General features: G+C 60.4%; 13 protein-coding genes. 6 read left to right on the forward strand and 7 right to left on the reverse strand.

Annotated elements, in window-relative coordinates:
- Positions 1–23 precede the first annotated feature (23 nt).
- From U1A53_RS02110 to U1A53_RS02120, 3 genes are all read right to left on the reverse strand, one after another.
- The gene (locus tag U1A53_RS02110) at positions 24–1,325 is read right to left on the reverse strand and encodes an amidohydrolase family protein (protein ID WP_322278704.1); all 1,302 of its coding nucleotides are present in this window, start codon (positions 1,323–1,325) and stop codon (positions 24–26) included.
- Positions 1,326–1,337: 12 nt separating this feature from the next.
- Positions 1,338–2,108 (reverse strand): helix-turn-helix domain-containing protein, encoded by a 771-nt coding sequence (locus tag U1A53_RS02115; RefSeq protein WP_322278705.1) that lies wholly within the window; start codon positions 2,106–2,108, stop codon positions 1,338–1,340.
- Positions 2,109–2,222: 114 nt separating this feature from the next.
- The gene (locus U1A53_RS02120; RefSeq protein WP_322278706.1) at positions 2,223–2,585 is read right to left on the reverse strand and encodes a hypothetical protein; all 363 of its coding nucleotides are present in this window, start codon (positions 2,583–2,585) and stop codon (positions 2,223–2,225) included.
- 250 nt (positions 2,586–2,835) lie between these two features.
- Here U1A53_RS02120 and U1A53_RS02125 point away from each other — a divergent pair, with 250 nt between their 5' ends.
- A complete protein-coding gene (locus tag U1A53_RS02125; protein ID WP_322278707.1) occupies positions 2,836–3,207 on the forward strand; it encodes an RNA-binding protein in 372 nt (123 codons plus the stop codon).
- Positions 3,208–3,239: 32 nt separating this feature from the next.
- On the opposite strand, the gene U1A53_RS02130 is transcribed toward U1A53_RS02125, so the two are convergent.
- From U1A53_RS02130 to U1A53_RS02145, 4 genes are all read right to left on the reverse strand, one after another.
- Entirely contained in the window at positions 3,240–5,705 is a 2,466-nt protein-coding gene (locus U1A53_RS02130) for a tetratricopeptide repeat protein (protein ID WP_322278708.1), read from the reverse strand.
- Positions 5,706–5,745: 40 nt separating this feature from the next.
- Entirely contained in the window at positions 5,746–6,189 is a 444-nt protein-coding gene (locus U1A53_RS02135) for a biopolymer transporter ExbD (RefSeq protein WP_322278709.1), read from the reverse strand.
- Positions 6,190–6,207: 18 nt separating this feature from the next.
- Positions 6,208–7,017: a MotA/TolQ/ExbB proton channel family protein gene (locus U1A53_RS02140; protein WP_322278710.1), complete on the reverse strand. Its 810-nt coding sequence runs from the start codon at positions 7,015–7,017 to the stop codon at positions 6,208–6,210.
- Positions 7,018–7,084: 67 nt separating this feature from the next.
- Positions 7,085–8,527 carry a DUF1501 domain-containing protein gene (locus U1A53_RS02145; RefSeq protein ID WP_322278711.1) on the reverse strand — a complete coding sequence of 481 codons (1,443 nt, stop codon included), beginning with the start codon at positions 8,525–8,527 and terminating at the stop codon, positions 7,085–7,087.
- Positions 8,528–8,666: 139 nt separating this feature from the next.
- Between U1A53_RS02145 and U1A53_RS02150 the strand changes: the two genes are divergently transcribed.
- The 5 genes from U1A53_RS02150 to U1A53_RS02170 all read left to right on the forward strand — a co-directional run bounded on the left by U1A53_RS02150 (position 8,667) and on the right by U1A53_RS02170 (position 17,795).
- On the forward strand, positions 8,667–11,693 hold the full coding sequence (locus tag U1A53_RS02150; protein WP_322278712.1) for a DUF1592 domain-containing protein: 3,027 nt from the start codon (positions 8,667–8,669) through the stop codon (positions 11,691–11,693).
- 703 nt (positions 11,694–12,396) lie between these two features.
- Positions 12,397–13,716 (forward strand): DUF1552 domain-containing protein, encoded by a 1,320-nt coding sequence (locus tag U1A53_RS02155; RefSeq protein ID WP_322278713.1) that lies wholly within the window; start codon positions 12,397–12,399, stop codon positions 13,714–13,716.
- A gap of 37 nt (positions 13,717–13,753) precedes the next feature.
- Positions 13,754–14,761: a succinylglutamate desuccinylase/aspartoacylase family protein gene (locus U1A53_RS02160; protein WP_322278714.1), complete on the forward strand. Its 1,008-nt coding sequence runs from the start codon at positions 13,754–13,756 to the stop codon at positions 14,759–14,761.
- On the forward strand, positions 14,758–15,987 hold the full coding sequence (locus U1A53_RS02165; protein ID WP_322278715.1) for an MFS transporter: 1,230 nt from the start codon (positions 14,758–14,760) through the stop codon (positions 15,985–15,987). Before U1A53_RS02160 ends, U1A53_RS02165 begins: the two co-directional genes overlap by 4 nt.
- A complete protein-coding gene (locus tag U1A53_RS02170; protein WP_322278716.1) occupies positions 15,984–17,795 on the forward strand; it encodes an alpha/beta hydrolase fold domain-containing protein in 1,812 nt (603 codons plus the stop codon). Before U1A53_RS02165 ends, U1A53_RS02170 begins: the two co-directional genes overlap by 4 nt.
- Positions 17,796–17,806: the final 11 nt, after the last annotated feature.

The following is a 17,806-nucleotide window of genomic DNA, read 5'->3' on the forward strand; positions in this document are numbered from 1 at the left end:
TCCGTGTGTTCCGTAGGCATTTTTCATCCCATTTTCGTGGCGTTGTCCCAGGTGTGTTCGGTGCGGGTGAGCTGACCGGCTTTGATGACGCCGCCTTGCATGACGGCGATGAAGCGGCTGCGATCTTCTAGCAGGGCGATGTCCTTGAGCACGTCGCCATCGACGATGAGGAGGTCGGCGAGTTTGCCGGATTCGACGGTGCCGAATTCGTGGCTGCGGCCCATGATTTCGGCTCCGGTCTTGGTGGCGCACATGATGGCTTCGAGTGGCGTGAAGCCGACATCCTTCACGAAGAAGCTGATCTCGCGGGCGTAGTCGCCGTGCGGGTTCCAGCCGAAGCCGTAGTCGCCGCCGAGGCCGATGCGGCCGCCGGCGCGCAGGATGCGCAGCGCGGAGGCGGTGCCGCCGTCGAGGGTTTCTTGATGGCCATCGATGACGCTTTGCGGCAGGCCGAACTCGGGTCCACGCAGGATGCTGGCCTTTTCAAAGTAGAGCGCGGGGACGCAGGGCACGTCGCGCTTGAGCAGCAACTCCAGACCTTCGTCGTCGATGAAGGTGCCGTGCTCGATGCAGTCGTAACCGGCGCGGAGGGCGTTCTTGATGCCCTGGGTGGCGCGGCAGTGGCCGGTGACCTTGAGCTTGTGATTGTGCGCGGTTTGCACCACGGCGTTCATCTCATCGAAGTTCATGCACAGCGTGTGATGATCATTTGTGTCGGGCGATGCGGCATCGCCGGTGGGATAGGTTTTGACCCACTCGATGCCGTCCTTCACCAGCGCACGCACGGCACTGCGGGCGTCCTCGACGCCGTTGATGATGAAGACGAGGCCTTCCATGCCGATTTTGCGGAACTCGGGATTCCAGTCCATCAAACCGCCTGCACTGCAAATCTCGCGTCCTGAGGTGGCGAGACGTGGTCCGGCGATGAGATCGGCCTCGATCGCCTTCTTGAGCCAGACATCGACATTGAAAAGGCAGCCACCGCTGCGTGCCGCCGTGTAGCCGCATTCGAGCGCGAGCTTCGCATTCACGGCGGTGAGCATGCTGACGTATTCGACGGGATATTTGATGTCGAGATCCTGCAGTTCCTGGATGTTGAAGTAAGTCGCATGGAAATGCGCCTCGACGAGTCCTGGCATGATCGTGCCCCCTTTGGCATCAATGACGCGGGCATCCGGCGGAGTCTGCGGCGCGGCTTCAGCAGAGCCAGCATAGGTGATGCGACCGTCTTGAACGATCACGGTGGCATTGGGGACGGCTGCTTTGCCCGTGCCATCGACGAGCTGGCCGTTTTTGACGACGGTGATGCCTGATTGGAGCTTCATGGTGCGCTGAGGCTACCGTTTTGCGCGGCGGGAGGATAGAACAGAAACGGCAGGGCTTGGAAGATTCGCGGCGGCGTAGGTTTCGCGATAACTGCCTGGTGTGAGGCCGGTGACACGGCGGAATTCGCGTGTGAGGTGGCTTTGATCGGCGAATCCGCAGCGCAGGCCGATGTGGGCGATGGATTCGCGGGTATCGACGAGCAAACGGCAGGCGGTCTGGATGCGCAGGCGTTTCAAATACTGCTGCGGTGGCAGGCCATACTCGCGGGCGAAACTGCGCTCGAAGGCACGCGCGGACATGCCGGCGGTGCGGGCCATTTCGGCATTCGTGACGGATTGACCGAGGCTTCGTGTCATCAACGCGATGATGACACCGAGACGGATGTCACTGCGTTGATCGATCTGGGTGGCATCGAGTGCGCGGGTGATGCCAGCAGTGCCGACGATACATCCTTTCGCATCGCGCACGGGCCGTTTGGTGGTGAAGCACCATGACGCGGTGTGGTCAAAGCGGCCGACGAGTTCAAGGCGGCCCTGCACGGTTTGGCCGGCCAGCACCGCCTCATCGCCTTCGCGGAAATGGGCTGCGAGGTGCGCAGGGGAGAGGTCGTCGTCGGTTTTGCCGAGTACCTCGGCGAGTTGGTGCATGCCGTAATTGAGGAGGAAGGTGCGGTTCACCCACAGGTAGCGGCGCTGTGCGTCCTTGATCCAAGCCTGCACGTCTGGCAGCGCATCAAAAAGATCGCGCAGTGCATCGACGGGCGATGATGGGGTGGCTTTCACGAGTCAGAGGCTAACAACAACACCATTTGATGACACGCCGAATCGCGCGGGCATGAAAAAGGCGGAGCCGCATGCAGCAGCTCCGCCTGGGAATCGGTTCCAGATCAAAGAGGATTACTGGCGCACTTCCTTGATGTGCTTGTCAGGAGCGGCGTCGAAGGCGGCCTTGCTGGCGGTGTCGGCGAAGGCGACCTGACGGCTGTAGCTGACGGTGATGGAAGGATCTGACTTCTTCTTGCTCAACGGGCACTGACCGGTGACGGCTCCGATGATGTTGTTGAGGTAGGCCTTGGGCGTGGCGGTGAACTGGGCTTTGCACTTGTTGCAGCAGACTGCGACGGTTTTGGTGTAGTTGCTGGTGATGGCCGGGTTCGCTGGCTTGCCGGAGATGGGGCAGACGGTGTTCAGCGGCTCGGCGGCGTGGGAAACGCCTGCCAGCAGGCTGATGGCGGCGATGAGGATGGCGATATGTTTCATGGTGGGCGGAGTGGGATTAAACGCGGCATTCGAATACGAATTCACAGACTTTTCTGCAACCAAAACTTTTCCATTCCGGGCGGTCCGAGGCCTGGTTTCGCCCGTCACGCGCTGATTGACACCTTTCCGCCATGGGCCTACGCTCGCGCCCGTGTGCATCCCCAGACGGGTGCAGACACGGAAAACCGGGTTCAAGCCATGACCTCTTTCTCTGACCGCATGCCATGGCTCATCTTCAACGCCTGAACCGATGAACCTCTACGTGAGCAATCTTTCCTACACCATGACGGATGAGGAACTGCAGGGCGAGTTTGCCGCCTTTGGGAATGTTTCCAGCGCACGAGTGGTCAAAGACCGCGAAACCGGCCGCTCACGCGGTTTTGGTTTCGTGGAAATGCCGGTCGAGTCTGAGGCCCTGACGGCGACCAATGCGCTGAATGGCAAAGATGTCGGCGGTCGGCCGCTGCGCGTGGTGGAGGCGCGCCCGAAGGAAGAACGTCCGCAGCGTGACCCCCGGCCGGGCGGTGGGGGTGGAGGAGGCGGCGGAGGAGGAGGAAACCGTGGTTATGGCGGTGGTAAACGCGACGACCGGCAGGACTGGGATCGAGACAAGCGCTCGTAACCTTCTGCGGCGCTTTCATTGCCCGCAGCTTGTTACTTGGGCTGATACTTCGGATAGCGCTGCTGAAGCTGCTGGAGCATCTGTTTTGCCTGAGCGGCATCGCCTGCTTTTTCGAGAGCTTTGGCGGTTTTGAACAGGGCGTCTGGAGTCACGTCAGGATCGTCGAAAAACTGGCTGGGGACGGCATATTTGGCAGCACCGGCTTTCCATTTCTCGACGGCGGCGGCTTGCTGGCCTTCGGTGGCGAGTTTGTCGCCTTGGGCGGAATAGATGTCACCTTCGAGGATGAGCAGCTCGGCCTGAAGCTTGCCGTCTTTGACGACCTGGAGGGCCTCCTGCGCCACTTTGTCGGCCTCGTCGAATTGTCCTTTGCCGAGCAGGGCGCGGCCCTTCGTCAGCAACGCCCGCGAGCGGGCGGCGGTGTCGGGATTCGATTTGAGGTAGTTCTCCGTGGCCTGGATGCTGGCGTCAAACTGCTGATTCTGAAGCTGCGCCATGCCGAGGTAGTTCCACACGACCGGCTCGGTGTTTTCCGGGGTCTGCGGTGTGATGGCGAGTTCGAGGAAGCGCGCGGCGCGCTTGAAGTCGTCGCTGCTGTAGAGCTTGAGACCGAGCCACTTCAGAATGTTCGGCGGCACCATTCCGCTGGGCTTGGACGACAGGTAGCTATCGATGGTTTTCGCGAGATTGTCGGCATTCTGCTGGGCGTAGTCGCAAAGAATGATGAGCTGGCTGGATTTTTCGAGGTAGGTCTTGCTGTCGATCTCGATGGAGCGGCGCAGGGCGGGAACGGCCTTGTCGTAGATCTTCTGGTCGAAGTGGCCGCGGCCGATGCCGTAATAGGCCTGCGCCGCCGCCGTCGTGGTGGGGAATTTCTTCAACAGTGTTTCAAAGGCGGAGACCGTGCCCTTCGGATCCTTCTGCTCCATCGCGATGAAGCCGAGCTGGAGCCAGGACATCTCGCAGGCGTCGGATTTCGGGAATTCCTTCGTCACATGTTCGAAGTCGGCCTTCGCCTTCGGCAGATCACGCGCATCGCGGTTGGCGAGACCTCGGCGGGCGTAGGCCTTGGCGATGAACTCATGCTGCGGGTGCTCGTTGATGAAGCGTGTGAAGGTACCGACGGCCTCCTGATGGCGTCCGGCCTCGCCCTGCGCCCAGCCCATGTTGAAGAGCGTGCCTGGACGCAGTTTCTCCGGCAGTTTGTCGATGCTGACCTCATTGTAGCTCAGCGAGGCCTGCTGGAAGTCACCCTTGTTGAAATAAAAGTCCGCACGGATCAGGCGTGCCAGTGAGAGGTACTCATGGTCCGGGCGCTTCTGCGCATGACGGGCGATGAACGCGGTGGCGAATTCACCCAGATCCTTGTCACCGAGCAGGTAGAAGCAGTACAGCTTCCAGTAGCCGGCATCGAAGGCTTCGTCGGTGTCGGCATGATACTGCTCGATGAGGAGGTACACTTCGACGGCACGGGCGTAGCTTTTGCGCATGCGGTAGGCATGGCCGACGAGCACCAGCATCTTCGCGCGTGAGGCTCCAGGCGGCAGGACTTCGGAGTTCTTGTTGTAGTAGTCGATGACGCCGTCGTGGTCGCCCTTGGCATAGAGCGCCTGGATGATGCCGACGAGCGAGATGCCGCGGTTCTGTTCGCTGGTCTCCGGCATGCGCAGTGCCTTTTCGAACATCACGATGGACTCGTCCGGCTTCTTCAGCTCCGCAAGAAGCACTGCCGCGCGGATGCTGGCCTCGGCGATGATGGCGCGGTCGGCGCTGCTTTTGACCAGTTCTTCAAAAATGGGCAGCGCCTCGGTTTTCTTGTCCTGCGCGAGATAGATGCTGCCAAGCGTGAGCAGTGCCGTTTCGCGGTATGGATTGTCTGTTTTGACAGCAATCACGCTGTTTAAGGCGGTGGTCTGTTTTTCCTTGTCGCCCGCCAATTCGTAGGCGCGGCTTTTGTTGAAGGCGGCGGCCAGTTTGACCTGCGCACTCTTCGTTTTGGCCTCGCAGAAGGCAAAATGCTTCGCGGCCTCGGCAAACTTCGACTCGTTGAATTTCATCGCGCCGAGCCGATAGGCGGCGGAGGGGGCACCATCGCTGGCAGGGTAACGGTTCACGACCTCCTCATAATAACCCGCGGCCTGCTTGAGCTGGTTCTGCTTCATGTAGCACTCGCCGATGCGGAAGAGCGCATCCGGCACCTGCCTGCCGCTGGGATACTGCTGAAGGTACTTCGCGTAGCTTTGCGAGGCCATGCCCCACTCCTGGCGGTCATAGGCCAGCGTGGCGAAATCGAACATGTCATCGTCTGGTCCCTTCGTTTTCGGCGGAGCGGGACGGTCCTTCGGATCGTCCAGCACGGGCAGCGCCTTGGGTGGCGGGCGAACAGGGATGGCTTTGGGCGGCGCGTCATCCTCCACCGGCAACGCACGTGGCGGAGTCTGCTGCGCCAGGATGGGAAGCGCGGCCAGGGAACACAGCAATGATGCAAAAAGGCGCATGCGGAGGCGTGAGACGGTTGGAGGCTCGGAGAAAGTCATCTCACTTGGGCGTGGCGGCAGGTTGGTCGGCGTCGGGCTTGCGCGTGGCGAAGGCGATGTTCCAGATGCCGGCCTTCTGGCAGGTGTCCAGCACACGGATGACATTCTGATAAGGCGTGCCTTCATCCCCGCGCAGGATCACGGCCTGATCCTTGTAAAGGGCCACGATGTTCTTCAGCTTCACCAGTAGCTCGTCCGTGTTGAACTTCTGGCCATTGACGATGATCTCGCCGTCTTTTTTGATGTTGATGATGATCTCGCCGACGTTGCGGGATTCCTTCTCCTTGCCTTCATCGGCGGCGGGCACGCTGACATCCATGACCTGCTCCTCCTTGGCATACTGGAAGGTCACGGCGAAGAAAATGACGAGCAGGAACAGCACATCGACCAGCGGCGCGAGCTGCATCGGTGAGGGTTCGATGGAATGCTGTTTGCGGAAGTTCATCGTGGTGGAGCTTCGGGCTTACTGGCCGGCCACAGCGCGCGCGGCACGCTTGTACTGCACCGCGAGCAGGGCCATCAGATGCGTCGTCGCCGCTTCCATTTCTGAAATGAGGCGGTTCACCTTGCCACGGAAGATGGCGTAAAACATCAGGGCAGGGATGCCGATGACGAGGCCGGAGGCTGTGCAGAGCAGCGCCTCGGACACACCTTGCGCGAGGCCGAGTTGGTTCGAACCTCCGACGCCCTTGCCGGAAATCTCATGGAAAGTCGTGATCATGCCCAGCGTCGTGCCGAGCAGGCCAAGCATCGGAGCGATGGCACCTACGTCACCGAGATAAGCGATGCGGGCCAGCAGCAGGCTCGACTGGCGGTTGCCCTCGGCCTCGGTGACTTCTTTGACCTCTTCAAAGCTCGCGGTCGGGTTGCGTGTGGCGAAATCGAGCGTCTTCGCGGTGACGCGGGCGATGCATTCGTTGCGGCGGTTGCACACCGCGAGCAGTCCCAGGTAATCCTGCTTGCGGATCAATGCGTCCGCCGAGTTCATGAACGCATCACTCACCACCGTCCCCTGGCGCACCGTGAAGGTGAACAGCACGATCATGAAAAACGCGATCATCGACAGGATGATGAGCGGATACGCCATGACGCCAGTGCGTTTGACGAAGCCGTTGAATGTCAGCACATCGCCATACGGATTGTCATCTGCCATGGCAGCCGGAGTCGTGACTGAGCCTGCGGCTGGCGCGGGCTGCTGAGCTTGGGCAGAGACGTTCATCGTGACGATGAGTGCCACCAGCAGGGCCAGGGCGAGGAGGATTTTTCGATGCATGAGGGCGCGACTGTAAACGTGGGTGCCAGCCTTGCAAGCGGGCTGGTTGGCTGGCTTTCTGCCGGACTCAGGCCAGCAATTCCTGCACCACCTTGCACTCATTCACGCCGGTGAGGCGGAAATCGAGGCCGGCATAGCGATATGTGAACTTTTCGTGGTCAAAGCCGAGGATCTTCAGGATCGTTGCATGCAGATCATGCACATGGACGGGATTTTCCGTGGCTTGGAAGCCAAACTCGTCCGTCGCGCCGTGTGTGTAGCCGCCACGCACGCCGCCGCCGGCCAGCCACATCGTGAAGCCGTAGTGATTGTGATCGCGACCATGCTGTTTCCCGGCATTCGCCCCTGGCGTCGGCAGTTCCACCGCCGGCGTGCGGCCAAACTCACCGCCCCACATCATCAGCGTCTCGTCCCACAGGCCGCGCTGTTTCAAATCGCTCATAAAGGCCGCGATCGCTCCGTCCGTCTGCTGGCCGAGCTTCCGGTGCTCCAGAATTTCGTCGTGATTGTCCCACGGCTGTCCCGCGCCGGCCCAGAGCTGGATGAAACGCACCCCGCGCTCCAGCAACCGCCGGGCGATGAGGCACTGGCGGCCAAAAGCGTGGTCGCCATACATCTTCCGCACCGATTCCGGCTCCTTCATGATGTCGAAGGCGTCCGTGGCCTCCATCTGCATGCGGTAGGCCAGCTCGTAGCTCTGCACGCGGGCTTCGAGCTGCTGATCACGATCCTGCTGCACCAGATGTTTCTGATTCAACTCCTGCAGCAGGTCGAGCTGGCGGCGCTGCTGCTTGAGATCGAGCGATCCGTTCTTGATAAACTCCACGAGCTTTTCGACCCGCGTGTCCTCCGTGTTGATGTAAGCGCCTTGGTAAGCACTCGGCAAAAATGACGACTGCCAGTTCTTCGTCCGCCGTGTCGGCATGCCGCCGGGGCACATCGCAATGTAGCCCGGCAGATTCTGATTTTCGCTGCCCAGGCCGTAAGTGACCCACGAACCCATCGTCGGACGGTTCAACCGGCCTTCACCGCTGTTCATCAGGCCCAACGAGGGCTCATGATTCGGCACGTCGGCGTGCATCGAGCGGATCACGCAGAGATCATCGGCAAACTCACCGGTTTTCTCGAAGATCTCGCTCACCTCGAGTCCGCACTGGCCGCGCTTGCGGAACTGGAAGGGCGATTTGAAGCCCGCACCGGTCGGACGCTCGGTTTTGAGCACGTTTGGCAGCGCCTTGCCGTCGTATTTGTCCAGCATCGGCTTCGGGTCGAACGTATCGACGTGCGAGGGGCCGCCATTCATGAAAAAATGCACCACACGCTTCGCCTTCGGCTCAAAGTGCGGCCGTTTCAGTGCCATCGGATCCAGCGTGGCCGCAGCGGCCTGCTGGTTGAACAACGAGCCTGCCGCCACGGAGCCAAAGCCCATGCCGACACGCTGCAGCAGTTCGCGACGCGTCAGAAACGCATGCTCCAGATTCGGCGCATGATGTGAGATGGAGGAGTTCATTGGGGGTGCGTAAGATACGCTTTTTGGGGTGATCTGCTTTCGCATCTTTCCAGACACAAGAAAGCGCAAAATCGGAGCGCAAGCTGCTGATGGAAATATTGCCACGCGGGCGTAGTCTCCGCGCCCCCAAACCCTGAAAATGTCCCTGAATCCCCGCCATCTCGCCCTGGTCGCCTTTGTCGTCGCCGCGTCCCAACTTTCTGCCGCTCCTGAGTGGAAGCAGGTGGAGTCTTTTCTCGCCGCCAAGTGCTACGAGTGCCACAACGCGGACAAGATGAAGGGCGATGTCGATTTGAAGAAATTCGCGGCCAACCCCGATGTGCCGGTGAATTTCGAGATCTGGAACACGGTGAAGGACACCATCGACAATGGCGACATGCCGCCGCGAAAGGCCAAGCAGCTCTCGTTGGAGGAAAAAGCGGGCATCACTGGCTGGGTGCAGCATTCACTCGATGCGCTCGCTGAGGCCAAATCCGGCGACCCCGGCCCCGTGACGATGCGTCGCCTCACAAATGCCGAGTATGACAACACCATCCGCGATCTCGCCGGCCGCGATTACGCCCTCGCGAAGGAATTCCAAACCGACGGCGGAGGCGGCGAAGGTTTCACCAACACCGGCGACGTGCTCTTCATGAGCCCAGCGGCCATCGACAAGTATTTCGCCGCGGCGCGGAAGCTCGCCGACCAAGCCACGATCATGCCGGGCACGGGCATCGTGTTTCATCCGCAGCGCATCGGCCTGCGCGGCTTTGAGCAGGTCAAAACACAGGCCCAGCAGGGTCTGTATGTGTGGCTCCAGCAAAAAGCCGCTCCGCATCTGCCAAAGGACTTCGATCCCATGCGCGAGGGCGACTACATGCTCGCCTGCTGGAAGCACAAGAACCAGAACGTGCCGCTCGACCAGCTCGCGAAGGACATGAAGCTCAGCATTCATTTCCTCAACAACTGGTGGAACCTCGTGAACGCCACCGAGCCAAAGAGCCGCTACCTCGACCTCGTCCGCGTGAGCTGGCGCGAACTGCCCGCCGACGAAAAAACCGCGCATGAGCGCATCAAAGGCATTGAGGCCGATCTATTGAGCTGGAACAACCCGAAAAAGCCCGGCAGCGGCACCCAGCGTCATCAGCAGGACAGCGACGGCATTCGTCCGTATCCGATGCAAGGCCCCGTCGGCAACAAAACACACGCGAACCTGTGCTTTGGTGACACAGGCGACGGAAACAAGGGCGACATCGCCCTCGTGACCTACATCGAGGTTAGCGTTGGCAAACAGAAGCTCAATTACTTCAACTGGCTCAACAAGACGCTCGACGAGAATAAGAAACAGGCCGCCGCGAACCCGCCGCCCCCAAATCTCGACGCGTTGAAGGCTCGCATCGCCGAGCTGGAGAAAATGCGTGCCGCGTATGGCAAACACCCGCAACAGGGCCGCACGATCGAGCCGCAGGTGCTCGCCTTTGCCGCGCCCACTGTTTTCACCATGCCGCTGCCGGAGGGAGCGCACTGGCTGAAGGTGGACACACGCCTCGACATGCAAAATCCCGAGGTCGATGAGGCCACCATCCAGTGGACCATGACCACCGACAAGCCACGCGACGTTACGAAGATCATCCCCGGCGAGCTCACCGTCTGGAAACGCAGCACAAAGGCCTCCAGCCGCACCATGGGCGACTTCCACGTCATGAAGATGGCCTTCCCCGACATGTTTGAGCGCCGTCTCGAAGAAGTGGCCGACAATCTCTACCGCCAGAAGCCAGGCATCGGCGTCTATTACTTCAGCGACGAGCAGCTTAGCCAGCTCCTCGGCCAGAACGACAAAAACTACCTCGCCGCGATGAAGAAGGACTGGGGCTACAACGCCCAGCCCAACCTCAACCCGCAGCAGCAGAAGGAATACGACAGTTTGTTGCTCGGACATCTGCGCTACTTCGCCAGCCTCGCATGGCGTCGCCCGCTTACTGGCGATGAGAATGCGAAACTCGACGCGCTCTACTTCGACGGCCGCACCAAGGAACTCGACCGCGAATCCGCCGCGCGTGAAGTGCTCGTGCGCATCCTCGTCTCGCCAAATTTTCTCTTCAAAGCCGAGACACTGCCGCAACTCGCCGCCGCGGACGCGAAAACAGCCGACGTGCCGCTGGCATCTCACGAGCTCGCTTCACGCCTCAGCTACTTCCTCTGGGCCTCAAAGCCTGACTACGAACTCAAGCGCACTGCCGATGATGGCAGCCTGCTCAAGCCCGAAGTGCTCGCCGCGCAGACCCAGCGCATGCTGCGCGATCCGAAGGCCTCCGCTCTCGCCAAAGAGTTCGCGGGCCAGTGGCTGAAGTTCAACGGCTTCGACGAAAAGAGCACCGTCGATGAAAAGAAGTTCCCGCAGTTCACCCCCGAGCTGCGAAACGACATGCAGCGCGAGGCCGTCGAGTTCTTCACCCATCTCGTCCGCGATGACCGCAACGTCTCCGACATCATCGGCGGCGACTACACCTTCATCAACGAACGCCTCGCCAAGCACTACGGCATCCCCGGCGTCACCGGCGGTGACTTCCGCGAGGTCAAAGCCGCGCAGCAAAACCGCGGCGGCCTCCTCGGCATGGGCGCGATCTTGACCAAGACCTCCCGCCCCCATCGCACCAGCCCCGTCGTGCGTGGCGATTACCTTTATCAGGTCGTCCTCGGCTTCAGCAGCCCGCCACCTCCGCCCAACGTCCCCGAGCTCAAAGAAACCAGCAAACCCTCCTCCCTGCGCGAGGCCCTCATGCAACACCGCACCGACTCCGCCTGCGCCGTCTGCCACGAGCGCATCGACCCACTCGGCTTCGCCTTGGAGAGCTACGACCCCATCGGCCGCTTCCGCCCCACCGATGAAGCGGGCGGCAAAATCGACGACACCGGTGAAATGATGGACGGCACCAAGTTCACCGGCCTCACCGGCCTCCGCGACTACCTCAAAAAGAACGAGCCCCAATTCCTCACCCAGTTCACCCGCAAACTCCTCGGCTACGCCCTCGGCCGCCAGACGCTGCCGAGCGACAAGGCCCTCATCGCGCAAATGCAGGACGCGCTCAAAAAGAACAGCGGCAAATTCTCCGCCGCCGTCCTCACCATCATCAACAGCCGCCAGTTCCTGAACCGCCGTAATGAACCGGTCGTTGCCGGCAATTAATACGATGAAGGTTTCTCCCAGAGTCTTGAAGATGTTGTTGTGGTCGATACTGCTAGTGTGCAGTTCATCATGCACAACTCCATGGCCTAATTTGCCGCCGACAACTTACCAGGGCCAGGTCGTTCACAACGAACTGAAAACCGGTGTCGCGAATGCAACCATTACAGCATCACGCCCCTGCGTTCGCAGCAGTTTGTGGCCAATGATTCGCCCCGAAGTTCTTGCCACAGTCAAGAGCGATGCGCACGGGCGCTTTTCGATGACGACTTTGACAGGTTATGCGACGCAAATCGAAACAAGATCGTCCGACGAAAAATTGATCGGGAGTGTTAATCCATCACGCAAACATACTAACCCAATCGAGCTAAACGTAAGCGCAGAGTTGCGAGGCATTAGCTATCAACCTTATGTAGATCCGGAGTCTCCTGCATCACGGACGGCAGCGAGTGCAATTCGTCGTTTGGTAAGACATATTTCATCGCACCCATACCACCCCCTCCGATCACTGCGATGGTATAGCAAAGAGGGTGTGATCTCAGCCGAAGAGTTGCTGGTTTTTGAATCAGCTCCTGAGCACTATTTTGGACCACACTCGCTGGTTGAATACCAGTGGGGGCGGCAGGCCTTATTGATACCAAACCAAAACACCGCAATCCGCCTTGTACGACAGCGTACTAACTGGTAGGCACATTTTCTCTCACCCATGAACACCTCTCGTCGCAAATTTCTCCGTGGCACCGGCATCGCGCTTGGTTTGCCTTGGTTAGAATCCATCTGCTCGTTCGGAGCCGAATCGTTGAAGACCAACACTGCGCCGCGTCGGCTCGCGGTGTGCTTCACGGGCAATGGCGTGAATCCGCATCATTGGGGAGCGGCGAATGGCGCGAACGGCATGGAGTTCATGAAGTCGCTCACGCCGCTTGAAGGACTCAAGCAGCAGGTGAACGTCTTCAAAGGCCTGTGGAATCCCACGACGGTGGAAGGCGAAGGCGGCCATTATCCGAAGATGAACGTGCTCTGCGGCCTGAAGGTGAAAAAGACCACCACCGATGTCGAGGTCGGCACCACGATGGATCAGCTCATCGCGGCACATACCGGCAAATTCACGCCCGTGCCCAGCGTCGTGCTCGGCACCGAGCGCCCAAGCTACAGCACCGACTCCGGTTTCACGTCGATCTACTCCGCCTACATCTCCTGGAGCACGCCGACGACGCCAGCGCCGAAGGAAATCTTCCCGCAGCAAGCCTTTGACCAGCTTTTCGACGACGGCAGCCGCCGCAAACGCGACAAGAGCATCCTCGATCTCGTGCTTGATGACGCGAACGGCCTCAAACCCAAGCTCAGCCAGCGCGACAAGCAGAAGCTCGACGAATACCTCACCTCCGTCCGAGAGATCGAGCAGCGCGTCGAGCTTGCCGAAAAAATTAGTCAGGCTGAAACCAACGGCACCGGCTGGCAGCCCACCGTGAAAGTGCCCACGCTCAAACGCCCCGGCCCCGGCATCCCCGCCAGCAGCGAGGAGCACCTCCGCCTCATGTTCGACATCATGGTGCTCGCTTTCCAGATGGATCGCACCCGAGTCGCCACGTTCATGATGAACAACGACCTATCCAACATGCGATTCCCCAGCCTCGACGGCATCAGCGGCGGCATCCATGAGCTGTCGCATCACGCCAATGACGAGCATCGCCTCGACATGTATCAGCGCGTAAACCAGCATCAGGTGAAGCTCTGGGGCGAGGCCCTCGCCAAAATGCAGGCCACCAATGAAGGTGAGCGCACCCTGCTCGAAAACAGCATGATCATGCTCACCAGCAGCCTCTTCGACGGCAACGCGCACGATTCACGCCAGCTCCCCGTCGTCCTCGCCGGCGGCGGTGGCGGCACGATTCAAGGTGGTCGCTTCCACGATCACAGTGCCGATCCAAATCGTAAACTCTGCCGCCTCCACATCGCGTTGATGGACCGCATGGGCGTGAAGACGAGCCACTTCGGCGATGCGGAAAACGCGCTGGCGATTTAGTCCGTGAGGTGATGCAAACTGGCACCGTAGAGGTGTCATGGTCATCACCTCCCTAGATCTCGACAAGCCCGGAAAGCAGCAGGGCTTTCTGCAAGTGCCCTATTCTCACAACCTCGGCGGTTGGGCGAATGTGATGATCCCCATCACCATCGTCGCACGCGGAAAGGGCCCAACAGTGCTCGTGCTCGGTGGCAATCATGGCGATGAGTATCAGGGCCAGATCGCCATCATGAAGCTCGCGCGCGAGTTGACGCCCGAGAAGGTCGCGGGCCGCATCATTCTCATTCCATCGCTGAACTTGCCTGCGGCCAAAGCTGCGACGCGATTGTCACCACTCGACGGCATGAACATGAACCGCGCCTTCCCCGGCGATGCGGAAGGCCCGGTCACCAGCCAGATCGCGCACTATCTGCGCACGGTGCTGTTTCCGATCAGCGATGTCGTCATCGACATCCACAGCGGTGGCCGCAGCATGGAGTTCGTGCCGTGTTCGCACATGCATCTGGTGCCGGATCGTGAACAACGGGCGAAGATGTTTGCCGCCATGCTCGCCTGGGGCACGGAGTTCTGTTTCATCTACGCCGACATCGCCGGATCCGGCCTGTTGCCTGTTGAAGCGGAGAATCAGGGCAAGCTCGTCGTCACCACCGAACTCGGCGGTGGCGAATGCGTTCCCGCCAGCGTGCATCGCATCGCGCAAAGTGGATTGAAGAACGTGCTCGTTCATGTCGGCGCGCTCAAAGGTCGTGAACAGCCGCGAAAAGTACCTGCAATCATCACCCAGGCCACGAATCGCGAAGACTACATCCTCGCGCCAGAGTCCGGCATTTTTGAAGTCACGGTCGATCTCGGTGCGAAGGTCAAAAAAGGCCAAACCGTCGGCTACATACATCATCTGGAGCGTCCTGATCGAGCGCCGGAGGAAATCATCGCACAGAGCGCCGGTTATCTCATCACCATGCGAGCCCCATGCCTCACGCAGCAGGGCGATTGCGTCGCTGTGATCGCCAGACAAGTCAGTGAGCGCGAGGTTATACACGCATGAGCAAAGCGAAATCAGCCGGCGCGCTCGTCGCTTTCATGTGGTTCGCGTATTTCCTGAACTACTGCGACCGCCAGGCGGTGTTCTCGATGTTCCCGTCGTTGAAAGCCGATCTCGGCATGACGGACAAGCAACTCGGCCTCACGGGCGCGATATTCCTCTGGGTCTATGCCTTTGGCTGTCCCATCGCCGGTCAGCTCGCGGATCGTTTTTCAAAACGTCTGCTTGTCGTGCTCAGTCTCATCGTGTGGAGCCTCGTCACCGTCGCCACCGGCTTCGCAGGTTCTGCTTTCATGCTGCTTGGCCTGCGGGCGGCCATGGGCATCTCGGAGTCGCTCTTCATGCCTACGGCCATCGCCTTGACCGCAAATGCGCATCCGCCCGAGCTGCGCTCGCGGGCCATTGCCGTGCTCACCACCGCGCAAATCGCGGGTACCGTGGCGGGCAGTTGGTTCGGCGGCTGGATGGCGGATCGCGGCCAATGGCGCGGCGCGTTCTTTGTGCTCGGTGCAGTCGGCTTGCTCTACGCGCTGCCGTATTTTGCCTTCCTGCGCGGCGTGAATGAAAACCCCACCGCTGAGACCGTCACGCCTTCCAAATCGCTCGCCTTCCCGATCCTGCTGCGCGTGCGCTCCTTCCTGCTGCTGTGCGTCGTGTTTCCCATCTTCGTCTTCGGCCTGTGGCTGCTCTACGGCTGGTTGCCCACCTTTCTCAAAGAGAAGTTCGCGCTCAATCAAGCCGACGCTGCCTTCAACGCCACGATCTTCCTTCAATTGACGACCGCCATCGGCCTGCTCGGCGGCGGCGTGCTCGCGGACAAGCTCTATCGCCGCACCAAGGCCTCGCGGCTCTGGCTCATGACCGCGAGCCTCATCCTTTGCGCGCCCTGCCTGCATTTCCTTGGCAGTAGCGACACACTCGCCGTCACACGCATCGCCGCTGCGTCCTTCGGCCTCTTCAGCGGTCTCCTCATGGGCAACATCTTCCCCGCCGCCTTCGAAGTCGTGCCCGCCGACACCCGCGCCTCCGCCGTTGGCATTCTCAATTTCTGCGGTGCGATCATGTCTGGCTTCGCGACTTTGTTTGGTGGCATGTGGAAACAGTCGCTCGGCATTGACCGCCTGCTCTCCATCACGGCACTGGCTTATCTCGCTGCGGGCATCGCGTTGGTCGTTGGCATCAAGACGCTGTTTCCGCGTGACCTCGTTCAAACTCAGATCTCATCATGAATTTCAAAACCATCCTCGTTACCGCGCTCGCTGTCGCATCATTCAGTGGTGCCAGCCATGCCGCTGATCGCACCTTCAGCTTCACCGTTCTCGAAATCCCCGACATCCAGCGCGGTGCCGGCCTCGCCATCGTGATGCGCACGCCTTCAGGCAAGACTTGGCTTTACGACACTGGGACAGCGCATCCCGAGCGGCTTTCGTCCGATGGCTGGCTGGCGAAGTTCAATGCGGGGCGCGATGTCGTCGCACCGTTGCTGAAGAAACTGGGCGTCACCAGCATCGACGGCATCTTCATCAGCCATGCGCACTACGATCACTTCGGCGGCCTGCTATGGCTGAAGGAGAACTTCGAAATCAAGAAGCTCATCGACTGCGGCTACGTTTTCCAAAGTGACAACGAGGATGACTACCGCGGCACGAACAAGGAAGAACTCGATCACTACAGCCGCGTGCGCGACGAGTTCAAAGCGCGTGGAGCGCACATCACCGCCACGGCGGGCGAGACGCTGAATCTCGATCCTGATTTGAAGATCGAAGTCATCGCACCGCCGAAGAGCTACTTCAAAGACCCGCAGATCACCACGCGACCGAAGAACGATACGCCCTCGCACTTCCTCGTGAACGCGAACTCGCTCGCGCTACGCATTCAGTTCGGCGACATCGTTTTCCTGCTGCCCGGCGACATCCAGACCGAGGACATCGAGGCGAGCCTTATGCCCTTCGTCGATAAGACCAAGCTCAAGTGCCACATCCTCGTTGCTCCCGGTCACGGCATTCATCCGATCCCGAAAGCCTTCGGCGAGGCCGTGCGGCCCGAGGTGTCCATCGCCAGCGTCTTCCCGCGCTACGCCAAAGGCATCCGCTCCACCGCCACGCTGAAGGCTTTCGGTGCCAAAACCTTCGTCACCGGCCTGCACGGCAATGTGCAAGTCGTCACCGATGGCAAAACTTGCCAAGTCAGCTCCGAACGTGATGACACCAACAAGCCCTCCGTTACTCATCGCGTCCCGCTTTGGCCCGGCCTAGCACCGATTGGCGAAGGCAAGATGGAGGAATGCACCAAGGAACTCGAAGTCTTCCTTCCACCTGCCGACAAGGCGAACGGCGCTGCCATCGTGCTCTGTCCTGGCGGCGGTTACATCCGCCACGTCACGGAGCGAGAAGGCTATCCTATCGCGCAATGGCTCAACGAGCACGGCATCGCCTGCGTCATCCTCGAGTATCGCCTGCCAGAGCTGCGCCATCAGGTGCCGCTGCTCGATGCCCAACGCGCCATCCGCCTCACTCGCGCCAATGCCGCTGCGTGGAAGGTCAATCCGCAGCGCATCGGCATCCTCGGCTTCTCCGCTGGTGGTCACGTCGCCTCGACTGCGCTCACGCATTTCAATGCGGGGGATCCTGCCTCCACCGATCCCATCGAGCGCCTGAGCTGCCGTCCCGACTTCGGCTGGCTCGTCTATCCCGTCGTCACGATGGGCGAGTTCACGCACACCGGCTCCAAAGAGAAACTCATCGGCTCCAACGCTACACCGGACCTCGTGAGCCTCTATTCGAACGAAACTCAAGTCACCGCCAACACACCGCCCACCTTCCTCGCCCACGCCATCGACGACAAACCGGTGCCGCCCGAGAACAGCCGCCAGTTCGTCGTCGCGATGAAAGCACACAATGTCCCCGTCGAACTCCTTGAACTCCCCAGCGGCGGACATGGCTTCAACGGCTGCAAAGGCCCGCTCTGGGAGCAATGGAAAGCCGCTGCGCTCAAGTGGATGGCCGCGCAGAAACTCATCCCTCCAAGCACCTTGTGAGAACCCACCTT

The sequence above is a fragment of the Prosthecobacter sp. genome (assembly GCF_034366625.1).
Taxonomy (GTDB): Bacteria; Verrucomicrobiota; Verrucomicrobiia; order Verrucomicrobiales; family Verrucomicrobiaceae; genus Prosthecobacter.

Excerpts from the sequence above, each read along its gene's own strand:
- U1A53_RS02120 (WP_322278706.1), bottom strand. The coding sequence starts at position 2,585 with ATGAAACATATCGCCATCCTCATCGCCGCCATCAGCCTGCTGGCAGGC.
- U1A53_RS02165 (WP_322278715.1), top strand. The coding sequence starts at position 14,758 with ATGAGCAAAGCGAAATCAGCCGGCGCGCTCGTCGCTTTCATGTGGTTC.
- U1A53_RS02150 (WP_322278712.1), top strand. The coding sequence starts at position 8,667 with ATGTCCCTGAATCCCCGCCATCTCGCCCTGGTCGCCTTTGTCGTCGCC.
- U1A53_RS02145 (WP_322278711.1), bottom strand. The coding sequence starts at position 8,527 with ATGAACTCCTCCATCTCACATCATGCGCCGAATCTGGAGCATGCGTTT.
- U1A53_RS02125 (WP_322278707.1), top strand. The coding sequence starts at position 2,836 with ATGAACCTCTACGTGAGCAATCTTTCCTACACCATGACGGATGAGGAA.
- U1A53_RS02155 (WP_322278713.1), top strand. The coding sequence starts at position 12,397 with ATGAACACCTCTCGTCGCAAATTTCTCCGTGGCACCGGCATCGCGCTT.
- U1A53_RS02140 (WP_322278710.1), bottom strand. The coding sequence starts at position 7,017 with ATGCATCGAAAAATCCTCCTCGCCCTGGCCCTGCTGGTGGCACTCATC.
- U1A53_RS02160 (WP_322278714.1), top strand. The coding sequence starts at position 13,754 with ATGGTCATCACCTCCCTAGATCTCGACAAGCCCGGAAAGCAGCAGGGC.
- U1A53_RS02110 (WP_322278704.1), bottom strand. The coding sequence starts at position 1,325 with ATGAAGCTCCAATCAGGCATCACCGTCGTCAAAAACGGCCAGCTCGTC.
- U1A53_RS02135 (WP_322278709.1), bottom strand. The coding sequence starts at position 6,189 with ATGAACTTCCGCAAACAGCATTCCATCGAACCCTCACCGATGCAGCTC.
- U1A53_RS02130 (WP_322278708.1), bottom strand. The coding sequence starts at position 5,705 with ATGCGCCTTTTTGCATCATTGCTGTGTTCCCTGGCCGCGCTTCCCATC.
- U1A53_RS02170 (WP_322278716.1), top strand. The coding sequence starts at position 15,984 with ATGAATTTCAAAACCATCCTCGTTACCGCGCTCGCTGTCGCATCATTC.